Annotated in this window: 25 protein-coding genes; 19 read left to right on the top strand and 6 right to left on the bottom strand. The window is 67.1% G+C overall.

Annotated features, from left to right (window positions below):
* Window positions 1-51: 51 nt before the first annotated feature.
* From BN973_RS27265 to BN973_RS27255, 3 genes are read right to left on the bottom strand one after another with little or no spacing between them, the layout of a single operon-like run.
* Complete coding sequence (locus BN973_RS27265; protein ID WP_036471838.1) at window positions 52-1,065, bottom strand: zinc-binding dehydrogenase; 1,014 nt, start codon at window positions 1,063-1,065, stop codon at window positions 52-54.
* Entirely contained in the window at window positions 1,065-2,252 is a 1,188-nt protein-coding gene (locus BN973_RS27260; protein WP_036471837.1) for an LLM class flavin-dependent oxidoreductase, read from the bottom strand. The genes BN973_RS27265 and BN973_RS27260 overlap by 1 nt, the downstream gene beginning before the upstream one ends.
* Window positions 2,249-3,217 carry an alpha/beta fold hydrolase gene (locus BN973_RS27255; RefSeq protein ID WP_139830134.1) on the bottom strand — a complete coding sequence of 323 codons (969 nt, stop codon included), beginning with the start codon at window positions 3,215-3,217 and terminating at the stop codon, window positions 2,249-2,251. Before BN973_RS27255 ends, BN973_RS27260 begins: the two co-directional genes overlap by 4 nt.
* 91 nt (window positions 3,218-3,308) lie before the next feature.
* Between BN973_RS27255 and BN973_RS27250 the strand changes: the two genes are divergently transcribed.
* Window positions 3,309-3,728, top strand: coding sequence for a VOC family protein (locus tag BN973_RS27250; RefSeq protein WP_036471836.1), 420 nt, complete (start codon window positions 3,309-3,311; stop codon window positions 3,726-3,728).
* Window positions 3,729-3,817: 89 nt separating this feature from the next.
* On the opposite strand, the gene BN973_RS31840 is transcribed toward BN973_RS27250, so the two are convergent.
* The gene (locus BN973_RS31840; RefSeq protein WP_232232158.1) at window positions 3,818-4,129 is read right to left on the bottom strand and encodes a hypothetical protein; all 312 of its coding nucleotides are present in this window, start codon (window positions 4,127-4,129) and stop codon (window positions 3,818-3,820) included.
* A 68-nt stretch (window positions 4,130-4,197) separates the two neighbouring features.
* Between BN973_RS31840 and ftsH the strand changes: the two genes are divergently transcribed.
* The 18 genes from ftsH (at window position 4,198) to BN973_RS27155 (ending at window position 21,478) form a co-directional block, all read left to right on the top strand.
* The gene (gene ftsH, locus BN973_RS27240; protein ID WP_036471835.1) at window positions 4,198-6,570 is read left to right on the top strand and encodes an ATP-dependent zinc metalloprotease FtsH; all 2,373 of its coding nucleotides are present in this window, start codon (window positions 4,198-4,200) and stop codon (window positions 6,568-6,570) included.
* A gap of 15 nt (window positions 6,571-6,585) precedes the next feature.
* Window positions 6,586-7,194 carry a GTP cyclohydrolase I FolE gene (folE, locus tag BN973_RS27235; RefSeq protein ID WP_036471833.1) on the top strand — a complete coding sequence of 203 codons (609 nt, stop codon included), beginning with the start codon at window positions 6,586-6,588 and terminating at the stop codon, window positions 7,192-7,194.
* The gene (folP, locus tag BN973_RS27230) at window positions 7,191-8,033 is read left to right on the top strand and encodes a dihydropteroate synthase (protein WP_036471832.1); all 843 of its coding nucleotides are present in this window, start codon (window positions 7,191-7,193) and stop codon (window positions 8,031-8,033) included. The genes folE and folP overlap by 4 nt, the downstream gene beginning before the upstream one ends.
* Window positions 8,026-8,424 (top strand): dihydroneopterin aldolase, encoded by a 399-nt coding sequence (folB, locus tag BN973_RS27225; protein ID WP_036471831.1) that lies wholly within the window; start codon window positions 8,026-8,028, stop codon window positions 8,422-8,424. The genes folP and folB overlap by 8 nt, the downstream gene beginning before the upstream one ends.
* A 52-nt stretch (window positions 8,425-8,476) precedes the next feature.
* Window positions 8,477-9,022: a 2-amino-4-hydroxy-6-hydroxymethyldihydropteridine diphosphokinase gene (gene folK, locus BN973_RS27220; RefSeq protein ID WP_036471830.1), complete on the top strand. Its 546-nt coding sequence runs from the start codon at window positions 8,477-8,479 to the stop codon at window positions 9,020-9,022.
* Window positions 9,022-9,498: a DUF3180 domain-containing protein gene (locus tag BN973_RS27215; protein WP_036471828.1), complete on the top strand. Its 477-nt coding sequence runs from the start codon at window positions 9,022-9,024 to the stop codon at window positions 9,496-9,498. The genes folK and BN973_RS27215 overlap by 1 nt, the downstream gene beginning before the upstream one ends.
* A 134-nt stretch (window positions 9,499-9,632) precedes the next feature.
* Window positions 9,633-11,027: a DUF6779 domain-containing protein gene (locus BN973_RS27210; RefSeq protein ID WP_036471827.1), complete on the top strand. Its 1,395-nt coding sequence runs from the start codon at window positions 9,633-9,635 to the stop codon at window positions 11,025-11,027.
* Between the two features lie 116 nt (window positions 11,028-11,143).
* Complete coding sequence (locus tag BN973_RS27205) at window positions 11,144-12,055, top strand: Rossmann-like and DUF2520 domain-containing protein (RefSeq protein WP_036471826.1); 912 nt, start codon at window positions 11,144-11,146, stop codon at window positions 12,053-12,055.
* Window positions 12,052-12,978 carry a pantoate--beta-alanine ligase gene (panC, locus tag BN973_RS27200; RefSeq protein ID WP_036471825.1) on the top strand — a complete coding sequence of 309 codons (927 nt, stop codon included), beginning with the start codon at window positions 12,052-12,054 and terminating at the stop codon, window positions 12,976-12,978. The genes BN973_RS27205 and panC overlap by 4 nt, the downstream gene beginning before the upstream one ends.
* Entirely contained in the window at window positions 12,978-13,409 is a 432-nt protein-coding gene (gene panD / locus BN973_RS27195) for an aspartate 1-decarboxylase (RefSeq protein WP_036471823.1), read from the top strand. Before panC ends, panD begins: the two co-directional genes overlap by 1 nt.
* Window positions 13,410-13,411: 2 nt before the next feature.
* Complete coding sequence (locus tag BN973_RS27190) at window positions 13,412-14,236, top strand: type III pantothenate kinase (RefSeq protein WP_036471822.1); 825 nt, start codon at window positions 13,412-13,414, stop codon at window positions 14,234-14,236.
* A 260-nt stretch (window positions 14,237-14,496) separates the two neighbouring features.
* Window positions 14,497-15,996, top strand: a complete 1,500-nt coding sequence (gene lysS, locus BN973_RS27185; RefSeq protein WP_036471821.1) for a lysine--tRNA ligase — start codon at window positions 14,497-14,499, stop codon at window positions 15,994-15,996.
* 120 nt (window positions 15,997-16,116) lie between these two features.
* On the top strand, window positions 16,117-16,455 hold the full coding sequence (gene lsr2 / locus BN973_RS27180) for a histone-like nucleoid-structuring protein Lsr2 (protein ID WP_025736770.1): 339 nt from the start codon (window positions 16,117-16,119) through the stop codon (window positions 16,453-16,455).
* A 308-nt stretch (window positions 16,456-16,763) separates the two neighbouring features.
* Window positions 16,764-19,298, top strand: a complete 2,535-nt coding sequence (gene clpC1, locus BN973_RS27175) for an ATP-dependent protease ATP-binding subunit ClpC (RefSeq protein ID WP_036471820.1) — start codon at window positions 16,764-16,766, stop codon at window positions 19,296-19,298.
* A 79-nt stretch (window positions 19,299-19,377) separates the two neighbouring features.
* The gene (locus BN973_RS27170; protein WP_036471819.1) at window positions 19,378-19,755 is read left to right on the top strand and encodes a YbjQ family protein; all 378 of its coding nucleotides are present in this window, start codon (window positions 19,378-19,380) and stop codon (window positions 19,753-19,755) included.
* Window positions 19,756-19,910: 155 nt separating this feature from the next.
* Complete coding sequence (locus tag BN973_RS27165) at window positions 19,911-20,120, top strand: CbtB domain-containing protein (RefSeq protein ID WP_036471818.1); 210 nt, start codon at window positions 19,911-19,913, stop codon at window positions 20,118-20,120.
* 6 nt (window positions 20,121-20,126) lie between these two features.
* On the top strand, window positions 20,127-20,930 hold the full coding sequence (locus tag BN973_RS27160; RefSeq protein WP_036471816.1) for a CbtA family protein: 804 nt from the start codon (window positions 20,127-20,129) through the stop codon (window positions 20,928-20,930).
* Window positions 20,927-21,478, top strand: coding sequence for a histidine phosphatase family protein (locus tag BN973_RS27155; RefSeq protein WP_036471814.1), 552 nt, complete (start codon window positions 20,927-20,929; stop codon window positions 21,476-21,478). The genes BN973_RS27160 and BN973_RS27155 overlap by 4 nt, the downstream gene beginning before the upstream one ends.
* Here BN973_RS27155 and BN973_RS27150 read toward each other — a convergent pair whose 3' ends face one another.
* Both BN973_RS27150 and mhuD read right to left on the bottom strand, forming a co-directional pair.
* Window positions 21,479-22,864, bottom strand: a complete 1,386-nt coding sequence (locus BN973_RS27150; protein ID WP_051641508.1) for a serine hydrolase — start codon at window positions 22,862-22,864, stop codon at window positions 21,479-21,481.
* Window positions 22,827-23,147, bottom strand: coding sequence for a mycobilin-forming heme oxygenase MhuD (gene mhuD, locus BN973_RS27145; RefSeq protein ID WP_036471813.1), 321 nt, complete (start codon window positions 23,145-23,147; stop codon window positions 22,827-22,829). Before mhuD ends, BN973_RS27150 begins: the two co-directional genes overlap by 38 nt.
* Between the last annotated feature and the right edge of the window lie 51 nt (window positions 23,148-23,198).

Genomic DNA, 23,198 nt, shown 5'->3' with positions numbered 1-23,198 from the left:
CTTGGCAAGGTCGCGACCTGTGGATGCCGGTTACACCGGCGACGCCCTCGCCTAGGGGGTAACGAGAATCTTGCAGTGCCGCTCGGGGTCGGCGAGGTCGTCGAAGGCCGCGCCGACGCCGTCCAGACCAACCTCGCCGGTAATCAGCGGGCTGACGTCGATCTCGCCTTCGGCCAGCGAGCGCAGCGAGTCCGCGAACTCCTCGGGGCCGTAGGCCAAACAGAATTGCACGTTGATCTCTTTGGCGATCGCGAAGAATGGGTGGAACGTGTCGGGCTCCATGCACACTCCGGCGACGACCAGTCGGGTGCCCGGGCGGGCCCGCAAGACCACGTCGTCGATGATTCCGGGCACGCCGATCGCCTCGAATACCACGGCGGCTTTGACCGTGTCGAACGGCGAACCAAGGGCGGCATCCAGTGTCTGGTGCGCGCCCATCACGGCGGCCAGCTCACGGCGCTTCTGCGAAAAATCAGATGCGACAATGTTTTCCACGCCACGCGCCCGAAGGGACGCGATGATCGCGATGCCGATCGGACCGCAGCCCAGCACCAGGGCGGTCTCGCCCGGCTCGATTTTCGACTTGTTGACGGCGTGCAGCCCGACCGCCATCGGCTCGGTCAGGGCGGCGTGTTTGAGGTCTAAACCGTTGGGGACGGGCAGCAGCAGCGGCGCCGAGAGCAGCATCCGTTCGGCATACCCACCGATGGTGTCGTTGCTGTAGACGATGGGTTCTACGCCCTTGGCGGACAACAGCACCGGAATCGACGTGACGATGGAACCCGGCGGGTGGGTGTCGGTGTCGGGCCCGGCTTCGAGTACCTCCGCACTGAATTCGTGGCCCATGAAGATGTCGTGCTGCAGGTCGACGTTCATGCCGCCCGCGCCGCCCGCGACCCGCTCGGTCATCTCCAGCACCTTCTCGCCGTGCTTGGCGAAATGCAGGTCGGAACCACAGATTCCGCACGCCTTGATGGCCACCAGCACTTGGCCGGATTCGGGTACCGGGTCGGGTACGTCGTCCCGATAGACCATGCGCCCGTCGCGCAGCACCGAGGCGCGCATCAGTTCGTCGCGCCTTCGTGCTCACCGACATGCTCGTTGATGGCCTTCACGACGGCCTCGCCGGCGCGCCCGATCAATTGGTCGCGATGGTCTTTGGCCCAGTCGTGTGAGGCCCGCGACGCCGCCAGCTGTCCCTTGAAGTGAGGAATCACCTTGCGGGCCATCAGGTCATAGGAGTGGTAGGTCGCTTCGGGCGAGGCCCAGTCATGCCCGAGCATCAGCAGGGTGCCGAAGCCGCCCGACCGTTCCAGCAGGTCCTCGATGTGCGCGATCGCGTCGTCGGGCGTGCCGATGCAGCAATTCCCTTTGGCCGCATAGTCTTCGACGAACTCGTAAGGTGTCTGGGTGTCGTCGACGGTGTTGGCCAGCGGGACGAATCCCGCGCCACCGAAGTAGTTGGCGAAATCCTGTAGCCCGTAAGTGCAGTCGGTGATCGCCTGCTCGCGGCTGTCGGCGATGTGCATGATGGACAGCACCCGCCAGTCGGCCCGATTCGGTTCGTCCCGACCGACTTTGGCGGCCTGCTCGCGCACCACGTCCCAGGTGGTCTCCAACGCGGCGAAGCCGCCGGGCACCGACATCGACAACGACAGCAGTGACGTGCCCAGCGCCCCGGCCAGCCGCGGCCCGGACGGCGAAATCATTGCCGCCGTGGAGATTTCCGGGTAAGGCCAGGTGTACGGGCGGATATGCAGCTGCGCGTCGCGCAAGGTGAACCAGTCGGTATGGCGATCGATGCGCTCGGTAGGCCCGGCGCGGAACAGCGCCAGGATCGCCTCGAGTGACTCCTGCATCATGTGCCGCTGGTCGACCGGGTCGATGCCCATCATGTAGGCGTCCGACGGCAGTGCTCCGGGGCCGGTGCCGAACATCACCCTGCCGCGGGTCAGGTGATCCAGCAGCACCCAGCGGTCGGCCACCATCAGCGGATGGTGGTAGGGCAGCGAGACCACGCCGGTGCCCAGCCGGATGTGCTTGGTGCGTTCCGCGGCGGCCGCGATGAACACCTCCGGGCAGGCGATCAACTCGTAGCCACCGGAGTGGTGCTCGCCGAACCAGGCTTCGTCGAATCCCAGGCGGTCCAGCGCAACGACGCGCTCCATGTCGTATTCCAGTGCGACCGTTGGGGATTGGCCGATCGGGTGAAAGGGGGTGATGAAGACGCCAAAGCGCAGCGGTGCGTTCACCGCAACTCCAATCCGTTGAGAAATTCCAGCAGTACGGTGTTGACCTCGTCGGGTCGTTCCTGTTGTAGCCAGTGGCCGGCGCCGTCGATCATGACTTGGCGGTACGGCCCGGAGACGATCTCGGCGGCGCGGTCGGCGCGGGTGAAGGCAAGCACGGGATCGGCGGTGCCGCCGACGAACAAGCACGGCACCGAGATCTTCGCGTCGGCGAGGTCGGCGGTGATCTCCCAGTTGCGGTCGAAATTGCGATACCAGTTCAGGCCGCCGGTGAACCCGGTGCGGGAGAACTCGGCGATGTAGTGGTCGAGTTCGTCCTGGCTGATCCATTCCGGCAGCGCATCGGGTTCGGGCAGGCGATCGATGAAGCCTTCCGGGCCCGGTGCCAACATCCGCATTCCCGCAGCCTTGTCGCCGTCCGCCCGTAGGCCGCCCATCAACCGTCGGATCGCGCGGGCGGGATCACCGTTGAGTTCGGCGTCGGCGACACCCGGCTCCTGGAAGTACAGGATGTAGAAGAAGTTCTCGCCGAACGTCTTACGCCAGGCCTGAGTTGGGGCGACGTGCGATCTGGGCGTGGCCGGCACGCTGAGCGCGGCGACGGCCGCGACCCGGTCCGGATGCAGCAGCGGCGCATGCCACACCACCGGGGCGCCCCAGTCGTGACCGATCCAGACGGCTCGCTCGGCGCCGACATCGTCGAGCAAGCCGACGATGTCGGCGGTCAGCTGACGGATGTTGTAGGCGTCGATCGCCTCGGGGCGCGAGGATCCGCCGTACCCGCGCTGGTCGGGCGCCAGGACGTGATAACCGGCACTGGCGAGCACTGGAATTTGGTGTCGCCACGAATAAGCCAATTCGGGAAAGCCGTGGGCCAAGACCACCACCGGCGCGCCAGGGTCGCCAGCCTCGACGACCCGCAGCCGTACCCCGTTGGTCTCTACTAACCGTTCGGTTGATGTGAGCACCAACACACCAAATCACAACAGCTCTAGCCTGAGAAGGGTGTCTGGTAGATATCGCGCGGACACCAGAAGCGAAAGAAATGGAGGGTCAGGGATGAGGCGCCTAGACCATGTCGTGCTGTGGACGAAGGATCCTCGAGTCGCGATGGACTTCTACTCGCGAGTGGTGGGGCTTACTCCGCTTCGCTATGACGAGTTTGAGGCGGGCGAAGCGCCGTTTCCGAGTGTGCGTGTATCTGAGGACTCGATTATCGACCTGATGCCCGTGACGCTGGCCGCCGGTGGCGCGGCGTCGGCCTCAGTGGCCGAAAACAGTGCCGGTCATCCCGTCAATCACGTGTGCTTTGCCCTCGAGAAGTCCGAGTACGAGGAACTGGATCAGCGTTTGCAGGCCGAAGGTATCGACACCAGCGTGCGGTTGCACAACAGCTACGGAGCCCAGGGATCAGCACCGCAAACGTATTACTTCTCCGATCCGGACGGCAATGTCCTCGAGGCCCGCTACTACGACTAGCGCGCGCGATCACGGCCGCGCGGTGTCAGGCCGGTGTGGCTTCTCCCAATGCAAGGCATCTGTGAACTCAATTTGCGGTGCTCGAGGTCCTATCGGGAACCGCCGCTCGTTGAATGATCCAGAATGGTGCCGACCCGCTGCGCTCCGGCATTGCCGGAGCTGGCGATCGTCACTAGGCAGATGGTGCCGACCCGCTGCGCTCCGGCATTGCCGGAGCTGGCGATCGTCACTAGGCAGATGGTGCCGACCCGCTGCGCTCCGGCATTGCCGGAGCTGGCGATCGTCACTAGGCAGATGGTGCCGACCCGCTGCGCTCCGGCATTGCCGGAGCTGGCGATCGTCACTAGGCAGATGGTGCCGACCCGCTGCGCTCCGGCATTGCCGGAGCTGGCGATCGTCACTAGCGGTAGCCTGGACTTTTCCAGCCGCGTGTATCGGGGAAGGACCTGGCCGAAACGGCCGATGATTGATGAACCGGAAAAACGTGATTCGCACAGTCACGGCGATCGCCGTAGTTGTGCTGCTCGGCTGGTCGTTCTTCTACTTCAGCGATGACACCCGCGGGTACAAACCCGTCGACACCTCGGTGGCGATGTCGCAGATCAACGGCGACAACGTCAAGAGCGCGCAGATCGACGACCGTGAGCAGCAACTGCGGTTGACCCTGAAGAAGGGCAACAACGACACCGACAACTCCGACAAGGTCATCACCAAATACCCCAGCGGCTACGCCGTCGACCTGTTCAACGCGCTGAACGCGAAGAACGCCAAGGTCGCCACCGTCGTCAACGAGGGCAGCATCCTGGGCGAGCTGCTGGTGTATGTGCTGCCGCTGCTGCTGCTGGTCGGGTTGTTCGTGATGTTCTCGCGCATGCAGGGCGGCGCCCGGATGGGCTTCGGCTTCGGCAAGTCGCGCGCCAAGCAGCTCTCCAAGGACATGCCCAAGACCACGTTCGCCGACGTCGCCGGCGTCGACGAGGCGGTCGAGGAGCTCTACGAGATCAAAGACTTCCTGCAGAACCCCAGCAGGTACCAGGCGCTGGGCGCCAAGATCCCCAAGGGCGTGCTGCTCTACGGCCCGCCGGGAACCGGCAAGACGCTGCTGGCCCGCGCGGTGGCCGGTGAGGCCGGGGTGCCGTTCTTCACCATCTCGGGCTCCGATTTCGTCGAGATGTTCGTCGGCGTCGGCGCGTCCCGGGTGCGCGACCTGTTCGACCAGGCCAAGCAGAACAGCCCGTGCATCATCTTCGTCGACGAGATCGACGCGGTGGGCCGCCAGCGCGGCGCCGGGCTCGGTGGTGGCCACGACGAGCGTGAGCAGACGCTCAACCAGTTGCTGGTCGAGATGGACGGCTTCGGCGACCGCGCCGGCGTCATCCTGATCGCCGCGACCAACCGGCCCGACATCCTGGACCCGGCGCTGTTGCGCCCGGGCCGCTTCGACCGGCAGATCCCGGTGTCCAACCCCGACCTGGCGGGCCGGCGTGCGGTGCTGGCCGTGCACTCCAAGGGCAAGCCGATCGCCCCGGACGCCGACCTGGACGGGCTGGCCAAGCGGACGGTCGGCATGACCGGCGCCGACCTGGCCAACGTCATCAACGAGGCCGCGCTGCTGACCGCGCGGGAAAACGGCACCGTGATCACCGGGGCCGCCCTCGAGGAGGCCGTGGACCGGGTGATCGGCGGGCCGCGCCGCAAGGGCCGGATCATCAGCGAACACGAGAAGAAGATCACCGCCTACCACGAAGGCGGGCACACCCTGGCCGCGTGGGCGATGCCCGACATCGACCCCGTCTACAAGGTGACGATCCTGGCCCGCGGCCGCACCGGCGGGCACGCCGTCGCGGTGCCCGAAGAGGACAAGGGTCTGCGCACCCGCTCGGAGATGGTCGCGCAGCTGGTGTTCGCGATGGGTGGGCGTGCCGCCGAGGAGCTGGTCTTCCGGGAGCCGACGACCGGCGCGGTGTCCGACATCGAGCAGGCCACCAAGACCGCGCGGGCGATGGTCACCGAATTCGGCATGAGCTCCAAGCTCGGTGCGGTCAAATACGGCTCCGAGCACGGCGACCCGTTCCTGGGCCGGACGATGGGGACCCAGGCCGACTACTCCCACGAGGTCGCCCGCGACATCGACGACGAGATCCGCAAGCTCATCGAGGCCGCACACACCGAGGCCTGGGAGATCCTCACCGAATACCGCGATGTGCTCGACACGTTGGCCGGCGAGTTGCTGGAGAAGGAAACCCTGCACCGGCCCGAGCTGGAGCAGATCTTCTCCGGCGTCGAAAAGCGGCCCCGGCTCACGATGTTCGACGATTTCGGCGGCCGCATCCCGTCGGACAAGCCGCCGATCAAGACGCCAGGCGAGCTGGCGATCGAGCGTGGTGAACCCTGGCCCCAGCCGGTTCCCGAGCCGGCTTTCAAAGCGGCGATCGCGGCGGCCAGTCAGGCCGCCGAGGCCGCGCGCGCCGAGGCCGACAGAAAAGCTCACGGCCCCAACGGCTCTCACGGCGGTCAGGGTTCGGGCGACCGTGATCGCCGTCCCACTCAGCCGGACTACGGCGCTCCGGCGGGGTGGTACGCGCCCGGCTGGCCGCCGCCACCGCAGCAGCAACAACCCCAGGGTCACTGGTATCCGCCTCCGCCGCAGCCGTATTGGCCCCAGCCGGCCCCGAGCTATCCGGGCCAGCCGAGCCGGGGCCCGGGGCAGGGTCAGGCTCAGCCGTCGTACCCGCCCTATCCGCCCTACCCCCCGCCTGCGCAGCCCAGTCCGGATCCGGGAAAATCGCCTGAGCAACCCGATGAGGACGTGAGCCGGCCAAACCCGCCGGCCCGGGGCTGACGAACGGAGAATTCGATGGTGCTGCCGGATACCCGCGCCGCGCTGGACGGCGTGCGGGCGTTCGATCAGGCACGCGCGGAGGCGGCCGTCCGCGAGCTGTTGTACGCGATCGGCGAAGACCCTGATCGAGAGGGGTTGCGGGACACTCCCGCCCGCGTGGCTCGCGCATACCGGGAGATCTTTTCCGGGCTCTACACCGACCCCTCCGCGGTGCTCAACACGATGTTCGACGAAGAGCACGACGAGTTGGTGATCGTCAAGGAGATCCCGCTGTACTCCACCTGCGAGCATCACCTGGTGGCCTTCCACGGGGTGGCCCACGTCGGCTACATCCCCGGCACCGACGGCCGGGTGACCGGGCTGTCGAAAATCGCGCGGCTGGTTGACCTTTACGCCAAGCGGCCGCAGGTTCAGGAGCGGCTCACCAGCCAGATCGCCGACGCCCTGGTGAGCCGGCTGGATCCGCGCGGCGTGATCGTCGTGGTCGAGGCCGAGCATTTGTGCATGGCGATGCGTGGTGTGCGTAAGCCCGGCGCGATCACCACGACCTCGGCGGTGCGCCGGCAATTCAAAACCGATGCTGCCTCTCGAGCCGAAGCGCTCGACCTCATCCTGCGTAAGTGAGTTTGCTGCCTGTGCAGGTTGTCGGGGTGGTGAACGTCACTGGCGACTCATTCTCGGACGGCGGGCGTTACCTCTGCGTCGACAACGCCGTCGCGCACGGTCTGGCGTTGGGGGCCGACGGAGCGGGAATCGTCGACGTCGGCGGGGAGTCCACCCGCCCGGGTGCCACCCGGATCGACCCTCGGGTCGAGAGCGCTCGTGTCGTTCCCGTCGTCAAAGAGCTTGCAGCGCAAGGCGTTACCGTCAGCATCGACACCATGCACGCCGACGTCGCGCGGGCCGCGCTGCAGCACGGCGCGCTGATCGTAAATGACGTCTCCGGCGGCCGGGCCGATCCGGCGATGGCGCCGCTGATCGCCGAAACCGGTGCGCGGTGGGTGTTGATGCATTGGCGATCGGTGTCGTCCGACCGTCCGCACGAGGCACCGCACTACCGAGACGTGGTCGCCGAGGTGCGTTCGGAATTGCTGGCCAGCGTCGACGACGCGGTGGCCGCCGGTGTCGATCCCGCGAAGCTGGTCATCGATCCCGGCCTGGGATTCGCAAAGACGGGACAACACAATTGGGCGTTGCTGCATGCTTTGCCCGAGTTCGTGGCCACCGGAGTGCCGGTACTCCTGGGCGCCTCGCGAAAACGGTTCCTCGGTACGCTGTTGGCCGGATCGGATGGGTCGCCGCGACCGCCGGACGGGCGCGAGACGGCGACCGCGGTGATTTCCGCGCTGGCCGCCCTCTATGGGGCCTGGGGTGTGCGAGTGCACGACGTGCGGGCCTCGGTCGACGCCCTCAAGGTCGTGGGCGCCTGGACCCAGACAGAGCGGACTGATCAGGATGGCTGACCGAATCGAGTTGCGCGGCTTGACAGTTCGTGGCCGCCACGGAGTCTACGAATTCGAACGGGACGAGGGACAGGACTTCGTCATCGACATCGTGGCATGGCTCGACCTGGTCGACGCCGCCGCCAGCGACGACTTGGCCGACACCCACGACTACGTCGCACTGGCCGCGCGGGCCGCCGCCATCGTCGCGGGCCCCGCACGCAACCTGATCGAAACGGTGGGCGCCGAGATCGCCGACTTCGTGATGGCCGACGAACGCGTGCACGCCGTCGAGGTCACGGTGCACAAGCCGGACGCCCCGATCGAGCAGCAGTTCGCCGACGTGGCGGTGGTGATCCGGCGATCGCGCCGCGGCGGGCGCGGTTCGGTGATCCCCGCGGGCGGGGTGTGATGACGCGCGCCGGCGACGATGCAGAGCGCAGCGATGAGGAGGAGCGGCGCCCATGACCTCCGTCGTACTGTCCATCGGCTCCAACCTCGGAGACCGGCTCGCGCGCCTGCAGTCCGTCGTCGACGGCCTCGGTGACACGCTGATCGCGGTCTCACCCGTGTATGAGACGGCCCCGTGGGGGCGCGTGGAGCAGGCGCCGTTCCTCAACGCGGTGCTGATCGCCGACGACCCGGCGCTCGACGGGCAGGGCTGGCTGCGCCGGGCGCAGGAGTTCGAAGGTGCGGCGGGCCGGATTCGCGGCGAGCGCTGGGGGCCGCGCACCCTGGACGTGGACCTGATCGCCTGCCGCACGGCCGACGGCGAAGTGCTCAGCCGCGAAAACAACCTCACGCTGCCGCATCCGCTGGCCCACCTGCGGGCCTTCGTGCTGGTGCCCTGGCTGGCCGTCGACCCGGATGCGGCGCTGACCGTCGCCGGCGGGTCCCGGCCCGTCGCCGCGCTGCTGGCCGAACTCGACCCCGCCGACCAACAGGCGGTCCAGCTGTCGAGACACACGCTCAACCACTCGTCCTGGCCCAATCGGGAGTCGAAGAGCTGATGGGGCCGACCCGGAAACGTGACCTGACGGCCGCGGTGGTCGGCGCGGCCGTTCTGGGATATCTGCTGATCAAGGTGCTTTTCCGGTGGTTTCCGCCGATCACGGTGTGGACCGGTCTGTCGCTGCTCGTGGTCGCCATCGCCGAGGCGCTGTGGGCGCGCTACGTGCGGGCCAAGGTCAACGACGGGGAAATCGGCGACGGACCCGGCTGGCTACACCCGCTCGTGGTGGCCCGCAGCGTGATGGTCGCCAAGGCGTCGGCCTGGGTGGGCGCCCTGGTGCTGGGTTGGTGGATCGGGATTCTGGTGTTCTTCCTGCCGCGGCGGTCGTGGCTGCGGGTCGCCGCCGAGGACACCACCGGAACGGTGGTGGCCGCCGTCAGCGCGCTGGCGCTGTTGGTCGCCGCGTTGTGGCTGCAGCATTGCTGCAAGTCCCCGCCGGATCCGACCGACCACGCCGAGGGGGCGGAAAGCTAGGGCGCCCGCCGAGGTTGCGGGCCACCGCCCGGGGCACGGGCCGATTAACGGCGATTGATCAACGAATTAACCCAGGTGAGAATCGCCGGAGTCGCGCGACACGCTCAGTGACGTCGCACAGGTACAGTCAGGCCATGACCGTTCTGTCCCGCGGCGCCCGGGTCCGGCGCGGCGGCCGCAGGCCGGGGTGGGTGCTCTTGACGACGTTGCTGGTCCTCGCAATAGGGGCCAGTTCCGCACTGGTTTTCACCAACCGTGTGGAACTGCTCAAGCTCGCTGTGATCCTGGCGCTGTGGGCCGCAGTCGCCGGTGCTTTCGTGTCGGTGCTGTACCGCCGGCAAAGCGACGCCGATCAGTCGCGGGTGCGCGATTTGAAACTGGTCTACGACTTGCAGCTGGATCGGGAGATCTCGGCCCGCCGCGAGTACGAGCTGACCGTCGAGTCCCAATTGCGACGCGAGTTGGCCTCCGAGATACGCGCCCAGGCCGCCGACGATCTGGCCGCCCTGCGCGCGGAAGTGGCCGCGCTGCGGACCAGCCTGGAAATCCTGTTCGACACCGACCTCGAGCAGCGGCCCGCGCTGGAGACGCTGGAGACCGATACGCCGCCGGCGCGCGCCTACAGCGACTGGGACCGCAACGGGGAAGGCGCCGGCGTCGATTGGGTGACCAGCGACCGCGTCACCTCGGTCCGCGAGAGCGCCTCGGCCGAGCCCCGCACCGACGAGTCCGCGATCATCGACGTACCCGAAGAGCCCCTGCTGCCGCCGCGGTCGCGGGAGCGGGCCCGGTTCTACGAAAGCCGGCATGAGGCGGCCTACCCGTCGGCGCAGCAGTTCCAATACCCCGAGGCCCCGTCGCATGTGCCGCCGCAGGAGGCCCCGTACCAGCCCCCGCCGATGCCCGCGGCGGCCGAGCCCGACCAGCGCTTCGAGCCCCAGCACTGGCAGCCGGCATCAGCGCCGGAGCCGCAGCCGGGACCGGTGCGGCCGGACTGGCAGCCGGTCAACGCGGACGGGCTGTGGCTGCCTCCGGGTGCGCCGGGCGGCAGCTGGGCGGGGGGCGGTGTGTCCGACGCACCGGCATCCGCTCCGTCGGGCCGGCGCCGCCGCCGGCATGCCGACCCCGACGAGCAGTTCGACGGTCCGCCGCCGGCAGAGCACGAACCGCCCGCGCAACCCGGTGAATCCGGCCGTCGGGCGCGCTCGCGGCACTCCGCGGAGTACCGCGACTACAGCGTCCGCAACTTCATCTCGACGAACGAGCCCGGTGCGCCGCCTCCGCCACCTGCAGCCGCCGCCGCACCGCCCCCGCCGCCGCATACCAGGCAGGCACCGCAGGACGCGGCGTCACCGCCACGCCTGGCCCCCGGGCCGCACCTGGAGCCGGCTCCCCGCCACCTCGGCGCGGACGAGGGGTCCGACGGCGGCGAAGGCACGCAAACCGGCGGTCAGTCGGTTGCCGACCTGCTGGCGCGGCTGCAGGTGCAGCCATCCGGCGGTGGCCGGCGTCGCCGCCGGGAAGGCTGAGCTGGGAGCTTTCTCACATTGGGGACGGGTCACCCATCGACTACAGTCTTTATGACCGTCCGGTACCCAGCACCTGGGACTGGAACGAACGAATCAGCAAGGTGAGGTCGTCTGCGATGGAGCAGTTCGACGGTTTGCGCCCGGCCCGGCTCAAGGTGGGGATCATCTCGGCTGGCCGGGTGGGTGCCGCTCTGGGTGTCGCGCTGGAGCGCGCTGAGCACGTCGTGGTGGCGTGCAGCGCCATCTCCCATGCGTCGCGCCAGCGAGCGGCCCAGCGGCTGCCCGACACCACGGTGGCCTCACCGCCGGACGTGGCCGCCGCGGCCGAACTGCTGGTGCTGGCGGTTCCCGACAGCGAACTGGCCGGGCTGGTCTCCGGGCTGGCCGCGACCTCGGCGGTGCGGCCCGGGACGATCGTGGTGCACACCTCGGGCGCCAATGGGGTCGGCATCCTCGCGCCGCTGACGCAGCATGGCTGCATACCGCTGGCCATTCACCCGGCGATGACGTTCACCGGGTCCGACGAGGACATCAGCCGGTTGCCGGACACCTGCTTCGGTATCACCGCGGCCGACGATGTCGGCTACGCGATCGGACAGTCGCTGGTGCTGGAGATGGGCGGCGAGCCGTTCTGCGTCCGCGAGGAGGCCCGCGTCCTGTACCACGCCGCGCTGGCCCATGCCGGAAACCACATCGTGGCGGTGGTCGCCGACGCGCTCGACGCGCTGCGGGCGGCGCTGCGAGGCAGCGAACTGCTCGGACAACAGACCATCGACGAGCAGCCGGGCGGACTTGCCGAACGCATCGTCGGCCCGCTGGCCCGCGCGGCGCTGGAGAACACGCTGCAGCGCGGGCAGGCCGCACTCACCGGTCCGGTCGCCCGCGGCGACGCCGGCGCGGTCGCCGACCATCTGCGCGCGCTGACCCGGGTCGACCCGGAGCTGGCCCAGGCCTACCGGGTGAACGCGCTGCGGACCGCGCAGCGCGCCCATGCTCCCGAGGCCGTCGTCGAGGTGCTGGCGCGATGAAGGTCGGGCAGCCCCCCAAGTTCAGCGCGGGCGAACTGAATGTCTACACCGCGCCGCGCGACGTGTCCGACGTCAGCCGCGCGTTGCGGCACACCGGCCGCCGGGTGATGTTGGTGCCGACGATGGGCGCGCTGCACGACGGGCATCTGGCTCTGGTGCGCGGCGCCAAGCGGGTGCCCGGCTCGGTGGTCGCTGTTTCAATCTTCGTGAATCCGTTGCAATTCGGCGCCGGGGAAGACCTCGACGCCTACCCACGCACTCTCGACGACGACCTGGCGCTGCTGCGCGGCGAAGGCGTCGAGATCGTGTTCGCCCCGACCGCCGCCGCGATGTACCCGGATGGCCTGCGCACCACGGTGCAGCCAGGCTCGCTGGCCGCGGAACTCGAGGGCGGCGCTCGGCCAACGCATTTCGCCGGCGTGCTGACCGTCGTGTGCAAGCTGCTGCAGATCGTGCGCCCCGACCGGATCTTCTTCGGCGAGAAGGACTATCAGCAGCTGGTGATGATCCGGCAGATGGTTGCCGACCTGAATCTGGACGTGCAAGTGGTCGGTGTGCCGACGGTGCGGGAGGTCGACGGGCTGGCGATGTCGTCGCGCAACCGCTACCTGGACCCCACGCAGCGCGAATTGGCGGCCACGCTGTCGGCCGCGCTGCTGGCCGGCGCCCATGCGGCCGGGGCGGGTGAACGCGCCGCGCTGGACGCGGCACGCGCAGTGCTCGCCGCGGTGCCCGCCATTGAGGTCGACTATCTGGAGTTGCGCGACGCGGACCTCGGCCCACCACAGGTCGGCCGGCCCGGCCGGCTGCTGATCGCCGCCCGGCTGGGCAGCACCAGACTGCTGGACAACATCGCGATAGATATCGAAGCCACGCCGGCACCTTTCGGGCCGGACACCCATGAATCACCTTGGAGGAACTGATGTTTCGGACGATGCTCAAATCGAAGATCCACCGCGCCACTGTCACGCAGGCCGATCTGCACTACGTCGGCTCGGTGACCATCGACGCCGACCTGATGGACGCGGCCGACCTGCTGGAGGGCGAGCAGGTGACCATCGTGGACATCGACAACGGCGCCCGCCTGGTCACCTATGCGATCACCGGTGAGCGTGGCACCGGCATCATCGGAATCAACGGCGCGGCAGCACATCTCGTGCACCCGGGCGACCTGGTGATCCTGATCGCCTACGGAACGATGGAGGACGCCGAGGCGCGCGCCTACCAGCCGCGCATCGTCTTCGTCGACGCCGACAACAAGCAGATCGACCTGGGCAGCGATCCGGCGTTCGTGCCCGACTTTGAAATACTCGGAGCGGCCGAGTTGCTGAACCCGCGGATGGGTGCGCGATAGCCGTGCTGCTGGCGATCGACGTCCGCAACACGCACACCGTCGTCGGGCTGCTGTCCGGCGCCAAAGAGCACGCGAAAGTGGTGCAGCAGTGGCGGATCCGCACCGAGTCCGAGGTCACCGCGGACGAACTGGCCCTGACCATCGACGGCTTGATCGGCGACGACTCCGAGCAGCTCACCGGGGCCGCGGCGCTGTCCACCGTCCCGTCGGTGCTGCACGAGGTGCGGGTCATGCTCGACCAGTACTGGCCGTCGGTGCCGCACGTGCTGATCGAGCCCGGCGTGCGCACCGGTATCCCGCTGCTGGTCGACAATCCGAAAGAGGTCGGCGCTGACCGAATCGTCAACTGCCTGGCTGCTTTTCAGAAGTTCGGCAAAGCCTGCATCGTCGTCGACTTCGGATCGTCGATCTGCGTGGACGTGGTCTCGGCCAAGGGTGAGTTCCTCGGCGGTGCGATCGCGCCCGGCGTCCAGGTCTCCTCGGATGCCGCCGCGGCCCGCTCGGCCGCACTGCGTCGGGTCGAACTGTCCCGGCCCCGGTCGGTGGTCGGCAAGAACACCGTCGAATGCATGCAGGCGGGCGCGGTGTTCGGTTTCGCCGGACTCGTCGACGGTCTGGTGTGGCGCATCCGCGAGGACGTGGACGGTTTTTCCGGCGACTTAGGAGATCAAGTGGTGGTCGTCGCGACCGGCCACACCGCGCCGCTGCTGTTGTCCGAGCTGCAGACCGTCGCCCACTACGACCAGCACCTGACGCTGCAGGGGCTGCGGCTGGTCTTCGAGCGCAACCGGGACGCCCAGCGTGGCCGGCTGAAAACCGCGCGCTGAGCTTCGCAAGCCTGCTTGTCGAGCCCGTGCGTCGAGCGTGAAACCTCGGCGTTGAAGGTGCGTCCACGGCGCCCCCGCCCGGCGTGTCGTCACCGCAGGCGCACACCGGAAACCCCAAGCGCACACCCGACGCCCTGGCCGCACACCCGCCGCCGTAGGCGCACACCGGAAACCCCGAGCGCACACGGCGCCCGGGCCGCACCAGCGCACACTCGACGCCTGCGGCGGGCCCGGCGCGAAGTCATTTAAGCTGGCACGTCGTGAGTGCCGCCGATCAAGACCTTCCCGAGCAGTTCCGGATTCGCCGGGACAAGCGCGCTCGGCTGTTGGCCGAGGGGCTTGACCCCTATCCGGTGGCCATCGAACGCACCCACACCCTGGCACAGGTGCGCGCGGCATACCCCGACTTGGCAGTCGACACCGCGACCGACGACGTCGTCGGCGTGGCGGGACGGGTCATTTTCGCGCGCAATTCGGGCAAATTGTGTTTTGCGACGCTGCAAGACGGTGACGGCACCACGCTGCAGGTAATGATCAGCCTGGACAAGGTCGGCCAGGATTCGCTGGACGCCTGGAAAGCCGACGTCGATCTCGGCGACATCGTCTACGTGCACGGCAACGTGATCAGCTCACGACGCGGCGAATTGTCCGTCCTGGCCGACTCCTGGCGCATCGCGTCCAAGTCATTGCGGCCGCTGCCCGTCGCGCATAAGGACATGAGCGAAGAATCGCGGGTGCGGCAGCGTTATGTCGACCTGATCGTCCGCCCCCAAGCGCGCGAGGTGGCCCGGCAGCGAATCGCCGTTGTCCGCGCCATACGCAACGCGCTGGAACGGCGCGGGTTTCTCGAAGTCGAAACGCCAATCTTGCAGACGTTGGCCGGTGGCGCGGCCGCTCGACCGTTCATCACACATTCCAATGCGCTTGACATCGATCTCTACCTGAGGATCGCGCCGGAACTGTTCCTCAAGCGATGCATCGTCGGTGGATTTGACAAGGTCTTCGAGCTAAATCGGGTGTTCAGAAACGAAGGTTCAGATTCGACCCATTCTCCCGAATTCTCGATGTTGGAGACCTACCAGACCTACGGAACCTATGACGATTCGGCAGTCGTCACGCGTGAGCTTATTCAAGAGGTAGCCGACGAGGCGATCGGTACCAGACAACTGCCGTTGCCGGATGGCAGTGTCTACGACATAGACGGAGAATGGGCGTCGATACAAATGTATCCGTCGCTGTCAGCCGCGCTCGGTGAGGAGATAACGCCGCACACCACGGTCGAGCGGCTGCTCGCCATCGCCGACTCCCTCGGCGTCGAGATACCCACCGACCGCGGCTACGGTCACGGAAAGCTGGTCGAGGAACTGTGGGAGCACGCGGTGGGCAATACGCTGACCGCTCCCACGTTTGTCAAGGATTTCCCTGTCGAGACAACACCTTTGACTCGTCAGCATCGCAGCATCCCGGGCGTGACCGAGAAGTGGGATCTCTATGTGCGCGGAGTTGAGCTGGCCACCGGGTACTCGGAATTAAACGATCCAGTGGTGCAGCGTGAACGATTTGCCGAACAAGCGCGCGCCGCGGCGGCCGGCGACGACGAGGCCATGCTGCTTGATGAAGACTTTCTCGCGGCACTCGAGTATGGGATGCCGCCGACCACCGGAACGGGAATGGGTATCGACCGGTTGTTGATGACTTTGACCGGCCTGTCAATTAGAGAGACAGTTTTGTTCCCGATTGTTCGACCACACTCCAGCTGAAAGCCGAACACGCTGTGTTGCGCTCAGATTGAGTATGCTGCGTCCATATGGCAGATTAGTGACCGGGGAGTGGGTCCAAACTGCCCAGCAACTGCTCAGGAAGAACGCGAGGGTAAGCTAATGGCGAAGAAAGTCACCGTCACCTTGGTTGATGATTTCGACGGTGCAGGCGCCGCCGACGAAACCGTCGAATTCGGGCTTGACGGGGTGACCTATGAGATTGATCTTTCAACGAAGAATGCCGCGAAACTCCGTGGCGATCTGAAGCAATGGGTGGCGGCCGGCCGCCGCGTCGGGGGTCGTCGTCGGGGGCGGTCCGGCTCGGGCCGCGGCCGGGGCGCTATCGACCGCGAGCAGAGCGCCGCGATCCGCGAATGGGCCCGCCGAAACGGGCACAACGTGTCGACGCGTGGCCGCATCCCGGCAGACGTGATCGACGCATTCCACGCGGCTACTTAAAAAGTAGATAACCGGCGTCCGGTCGCAAGACCTGGGCGCCGGTTCTCTTTTTCGCTGGCGGCGAAATGATCGCCGGCTTCGGTGGGAAACGATTTGGTGGTTTGTCTCGTTTGTTCAGTTACGACTCTGTCGCCGGCTCTGTCTCCAAGGGGGATTCGGCCGGACGGAGCCGAGCAGGCCCGAACGGCAAGGCACCGCAAGGTTCGAACCCTGACGGGCCGACCATTACAGTGGACACCAGGTACGCGTGCGGCCCCTGCGCCGACAACGAGGGAGTACCGATGGTGAGGGAGAGCAGGTAACCACCGATGTTCGAAAGATTTACCGACCGTGCCCGCAGGGTGGTCGTCCTGGCCCAAGAAGAGGCCCGGATGCTCAACCACAACTACATCGGCACCGAGCACATCCTGCTGGGTCTGATTCACGAAGGCGAAGGCGTCGCGGCGAAGTCGCTGGAGTCGCTTGGGATCTCGCTCGAGGGCGTCCGCAGCCAGGTCGAGGAGATCATCGGCCAGGGGCAGCAGGCCCCGTCCGGGCACATCCCGTTCACCCCGCGTGCCAAGAAGGTTCTCGAGCTGAGCTTGCGCGAGGCGCTGCAACTCGGCCACAACTACATCGGCACCGAGCACATTTTGCTGGGTCTGATCCGTGAGGGTGAGGGCGTGGCCGCGCAGGTATTGGTCAAGCTGGGTGCCGAGCTGACCCGGGTGCGCCAGCAGGTGATTCAGCTGCTCAGCGGCTACCAGGGCAAGGAGGCCGCAGAGGCCGGTACCGGTGGCCGCGGCGGCGAGTCGGGCAGCCCGTCCACGTCGTTGGTGCTCGACCAGTTCGGTCGCAACCTGACGGCCGCCGCGATGGAAGGCAAGCTGGACCCCGTCATCGGTCGCGAGAAGGAAATCGAGCGGGTGATGCAGGTGTTGAGCCGGCGCACCAAGAACAACCCGGTGCTGATCGGCGAGCCCGGCGTCGGCAAGACCGCCGTGGTCGAGGGCCTGGCGCAGGCCATCGTGCACGGCGAGGTGCCCGAGACGCTGAAGGACAAGCAGCTCTACACCCTCGACCTGGGATCGCTGGTCGCGGGCAGCCGTTACCGCGGTGACTTCGAGGAACGCCTGAAGAAGGTGCTCAAGGAGATCAACACCCGCGGCGACATCATCCTGTTCATCGACGAGCTGCACACCCTGGTGGGTGCCGGCGCCGCCGAGGGCGCCATCGACGCCGCGTCGATCCTGAAGCCGAAGCTGGCCCGCGGTGAGCTGCAGACGATCGGCGCCACCACGCTCGACGAGTACCGCAAGTACATCGAGAAGGACGCCGCCCTGGAGCGCCGCTTCCAGCCGGTGCAGGTGGGGGAGCCGACGGTGGAGCACACCATCGAGATCCTCAAGGGCCTGCGCGACCGGTACGAGGCGCACCACCGCGTTTCGATCACCGATTCCGCCATGGTCGCCGCCGCCACCCTGGCCGACCGCTACATCAACGACCGGTTCCTGCCGGACAAGGCGATCGACCTGATCGACGAGGCGGGGGCCCGGATGCGCATCCGCCGCATGACCGCACCGCCAGACCTGCGCGAGTTCGACGAGAAGATCGCCGAGGCTCGCCGGGAGAAGGAATCGGCGATCGACGCCCAGGACTTCGAGAAGGCCGCCAGCCTGCGTGACCGGGAGAAGCAACTGGTCGCTCAGCGTACCGAGCGTGAAAAGCAATGGCGTTCAGGCGATCTCGATGTGGTCGCCGAGGTCGATGACGAGCAGATCGCCGAGGTGCTGGGTAACTGGACCGGCATCCCGGTGTTCAAGCTCACCGAGGCGGAGACCACGCGGCTGCTGCGCATGGAAGAAGAGCTGCACAAGCGAATCATCGGCCAGGTGGATGCGGTCAAGGCCGTCTCCAAGGCGATCCGCCGCACCCGCGCCGGGTTGAAGGACCCGAAGCGTCCGTCCGGCTCGTTCATCTTCGCCGGCCCGTCCGGGGTCGGTAAGACCGAGCTGTCCAAGGCGCTGGCCAACTTCCTGTTCGGCGACGACGACGCGCTGATTCAGATCGACATGGGCGAGTTCCACGACCGGTTCACCGCGTCGCGGCTGTTCGGCGCCCCGCCGGGATACGTCGGTTACGAGGAGGGCGGCCAGCTCACCGAAAAGGTGCGCCGCAAGCCGTTTTCCGTGGTGCTGTTCGACGAGATCGAGAAGGCACACCAGGAGATCTACAACAGCCTGTTGCAGGTCCTCGAGGATGGCCGCCTCACCGATGGGCAGGGCCGCACGGTCGATTTCAAGAACACCGTGCTGATCTTCACCTCGAACCTCGGTACCTCGGACATCTCCAAGCCGGTCGGCCTGGGCTTCACCCAGGGCGGCGGGGAGAACGACTACGAGCGGATGAAGCAGAAGGTCAACGACGAGCTGAAGAAGCACTTCCGCCCGGAGTTCCTGAACCGCATCGACGACATCATCGTCTTCCACCAGCTGACTCGCGACGAGATCATCCAGATGGTCGACCTGATGATCGGCCGGGTCGCCACCCAGCTCAAGAGCAAGGACATGGCTCTGGATCTGACCGACAAGGCAAAGTCGTTGCTGGCCAAGCGCGGCTTCGACCCGGTGCTGGGTGCTCGCCCGTTGCGGCGCACCATCCAGCGCGAGATCGAGGACCAGCTGTCGGAGAAGATTCTCTTCGACGAGGTCGGACCGGGGCAGGTCGTCACCGTCGACGTGGACAACTGGGACGGCGAAGGTTCCGCCGAGGACGCGGTGTTCACGTTCACCGGTACTCGCAAGCCGCCGGCCGAGCCCGAGCTGCAGAAAGCCGGGGCGCACGCCGCTCCCGAGAACCAGTAGCACTACAGCAAACGGGTGGTTAGTCTCTGACCGGACTAACCACCCGTTTTGCTGTGCTGAGGGCTAAAGGGGCTCACCTGTGCTGATCGTCACCACCAACGACCTTCCGGGCTGGGAAATTCGGCGCGTCTGCGGCGAAGTGTTCGGGCTGACGGTTCGGTCGCGAAACGCGTTCTCCCAGATGGGTGCGGGCTTCAAGGCCATGTTCGGCGGGGAGCTGGCCGGGATGACGAAGAACCTGGCCGAGAGCCGCAACGAGGCGATGGGCCGGCTGATCTCCGAGGCGCGCAACCGTGGCGGCAACGCGATCATCGCGATGCGATTCGACACCACCGAAATCGGCGATGTCTGGACCGAGATCTGCGCCTACGGCACGGCCGTGGAGGCGGTGCCGGTCACCGATGGTGCCAAGTACACGGCCAGCCAGCTCGGCTACGGTGGCCCGCCGACGCAATAGTGATTACTTCCGCTGAGCGGTCCGTTTAGACTGACGGTTGTTATCGACGGGCAACGGAATCCTGGTGAAATTCCAGAACGGTCGCGCCACTGTAGAAAGTCAGACCCGCAACCCGTCACCAAGGTGGGACGCGTCATTCCCAGAAGGAGTCAGCAGTGTCCAGTACCGAGACGACCGGCACCCGCTCGATTGATCTGTCGGCGACAAGTGCCGCGCTATGGTTAGCAGCAACCGCCTTCCTGGCACTGTTGGCGATTTACTTCGTCGGCGTCGATCAGGGCGCGACGTCGCTGTTCGGCAGCGACACGCACGTGCACGAATTCGTGCACGATGCACGCCACCTGCTCGGCTTCCCCTGCCACTGATCCGGCGTGGAGAAGCGTCTGATCGGGCGCGGGCTGCTGGCGGGCGCGGTCGGCGCCGTGCTGGCATTCGTATTCGCCCGCCTTTGTGCCGAACCCGTCATTGCCCGCGCGATCGAATTTGAAGACGGCCGAACCGACGCCGAGAATGCCCACGGCGTGCACGAGCATGGCGCCGAGCTGTTTACCCGCGGTGTGCAGTCCAACATCGGACTGGGCTTCGGTGTACTGATTTTCGGTACCGCGATGGGCGCGCTGTTCGCGGTGCTGTTCTGCGTCGTCTATGCCCGCACCACAGGCCGGGCTAAAAGCCCTGCGCCACAACAGCTTTCGTTGCTGCTGGCGGCCGCGTCGTTCGTCGCGGTGTACCTGGTCCCGTTCGTGAAATACCCGCCGAATCCGCCCGCCGTCGGCCAATCCGACACGATCGGGGCACGCACCGGTTGGTATCTGCTGATGGTGCTGACGTCGGTGGTGCTGACGATCGCGGCGGTGTGGTTGGCCCGGCGGTTGGCCGAGCGGTTCGGCGCATGGAACGGGCGGCTGCTCGCGGCCGGGGCTTACCTGGTGGCCGTCGCGGTGGTGATGGTGGCACTGCCGACGGTGGACGAGACGCCCGAACCGCTGCGCGACGCCTCGGGTGCGATCATCTACCCGGGCTTTCCCGCCGATGTGCTGTATGAATTCAGGGTGCTGTCGCTCGGCACGCAACTGTTGCTCTGGGTTACCATCGGCCTGGTCTTTGCGACGCTCGCGGGCCGGTTGCTGGGCGAGCGCGCCGAGCGCGGACGGGCATCGAGCCTCGCGGCGTGACGGAGGTCGTCCGGCTGACCCTGGTGTCGCATGCGATGACCGATGCCATGGCAGCCGTACGATTTCCGGCCGACGAGCCGCTCAACGACGCGGGTCGTCGACAGGCCGAAGCCGCTGCGGGCCTTGATATTCCGGCCTCGGTTCACCTCGCCGGCCCCGAGCGGCGGGCCCGTCGAACCGCCGAGCTGCTGGGCCTGGCTGCCACCACCGAGCCGCAGCTGGCCGACCTGGACTGCGGGCGTTGGCGCGGGCAGACACTCGCGGCCGTGCCCGCGGCCGATCTCGAGGTGTGGCTGAGGAATCCGGCCGCGGCGCCGCACGGCGGCGAGTCCATCGTCGACCTCACCGGGCGGGTGGCCGGGTGGCTGGTGTCGTTGATCGAGGGCCCATCGCGAATCGTGGCGGTCACCCATCCGGCGGTGATCCGGGCGGCGATCCTGGCCGCGCTCGACATACCGCCGAAGTCGTTCTGGCGCATCGATATTGCACCGGTCAGCCAGACGACGATGCATTATCGCAACGACCGCTGGACACTGCGGCTGCCGTGACTACTGCGGAGCGACCAGTGCGAACGCCCGCTTGGCGACCTGCAGCATCCAGCCGGTCACCTTCGGCCCGTGATCGCGGGGCCAGTTCAGCTGAAAGCTGACCACCCACGGCTGCTGCGTCTTGTCGACTGCATACCAGCTGAAGGTCAGATCGCCGGGCAAGCCACCGGCTTTCGCGCCGATGTATGGCCACACGTTTCGGTCCAGCTGGATACCCGACACGGCCGACAGCATTTGCTTGACGGGTGCGGCCTCGCCGACCGCGTCGGCCTGCAGGGCCGCGTGGACCCGGCAGATGTCCTCGGCGTTGCCGTACCACTCCGCCCCGAAAGCCGAGGCCGGGACGTGGGCGCGGGCCGGATCAGGTTGGTAGGGAGCGGAATTCGCCTGCGCGAGGAGCTGGGCGCGGACCTGCGGGGTCGCGTTCTGCCACTGGCTGCGCAGATCCGGTTCGCCCCAGCCGATGGAGAACAGCTCGTACATCGTGGGGAAGGGGGTCATGCTGGCAGGATCGTGATGGCCGGCGGTGGCCAGTGCGGATTCGATGGCGTGCGTGCCAAGTCTGTCGATCAGCAAGTCGGTGGCCATGTTGTCGCTGTTGGCGATCATCTTCGCGGCCGCGGTGCGCACCGAAACATGGTCGCCGGGAGCAAGTCCCAAACCCGAGGAGCCCACCGCCTTGCTCTTTTCGGTGACGGTCAGCTGATCGTCCCAGGACACCGTGTGATTCTTCACCGCGCCCGCCAGGGCGTGCAGTACGTAGAGCTTGAAAATCGATGCCAGCGGCAGAGATTCGCTGGTATTGGTGCCCATCACGGGATCGCAGTGGGCCTGAGGGGCCCCGTCGACCTTCGCGATCTGGTAGGAGTAGCGCGCCCCCGTCCTGCTCAGCGTCGCGTCGATGTCGTGCCACGACGTGATCGTCGGCGTCAGCGTGTCGAGCTCGAATCGATCGACGCGGCCGATGTCGTCGGTGTGGATCCGGATGTCTTGCCGGGCGCCGTAGGACGAGGTGAGGTGCAATGTGGCGACACTGGCGCTGATGTCGACCCCGTCCAGGGTGAAGGGGCGATCCCACCAGAGCTCTTCCATGGTCTTTTCGACCGAGTCCACCTCGTCGGGGGCCGCAAGGGTGCGCACTCCGACCGGGCCGATCGGCCAGTCGGAGTTGAGCATGTCCACGGTCTGCTGGGCCCGCAGCCCCGGAGGTGTGCGGGTGTCGATCGCCCGTCCGGGGTCGGCCGCATTCGCCTGCGGTGACGGCGACGTCGAGCAACCCGGCGCCAGGGTCGCGACCAACGCAGCGGCCGCGGTCACGGCCAGCGCGCGCCGCCGCGCGGGGTGTCGCCTATTCAGCTGGCTTGCTCCCCGTAACGTCCATGACAACCTCGAATTCCAGCAGCGACGCACCGGTCGCCACCGGGTTGGCACGCTGGCCGGCATGGGCTTCGACGGCGGGCCCGCTGGCCCAGGCCTGGAATGCTTCATCGGACTCCCAGTGTGTCACGACGAAGTAGCGGTTCTCGCCCTTCACCGGGCGCAGCAGCTGAAAGCCGAGGAAGCCGGGCTGATTGTCCACCGCGTGCGCGCGGTGGGCGAACCGCTTTTCCAGCTCGGGGCCAGCGTCGGCAGGTACTTCAATTGCGTTGATCTTCACCACTGGCGGCATGTTCGCTAGGTTACCCCGCCCCCTGGCTTGTGCTGCTGTTGGGCGGGGCAC

Origin of the sequence: Mycobacterium triplex (assembly GCF_000689255.1) — a bacterium.
Lineage (GTDB): Bacteria > Actinomycetota > Actinomycetes > Mycobacteriales > Mycobacteriaceae > Mycobacterium > Mycobacterium triplex.
The sequence above is the reverse complement of the archived record's forward strand: the minus strand, read 5'-3'. Positions and strand labels throughout refer to the sequence as shown.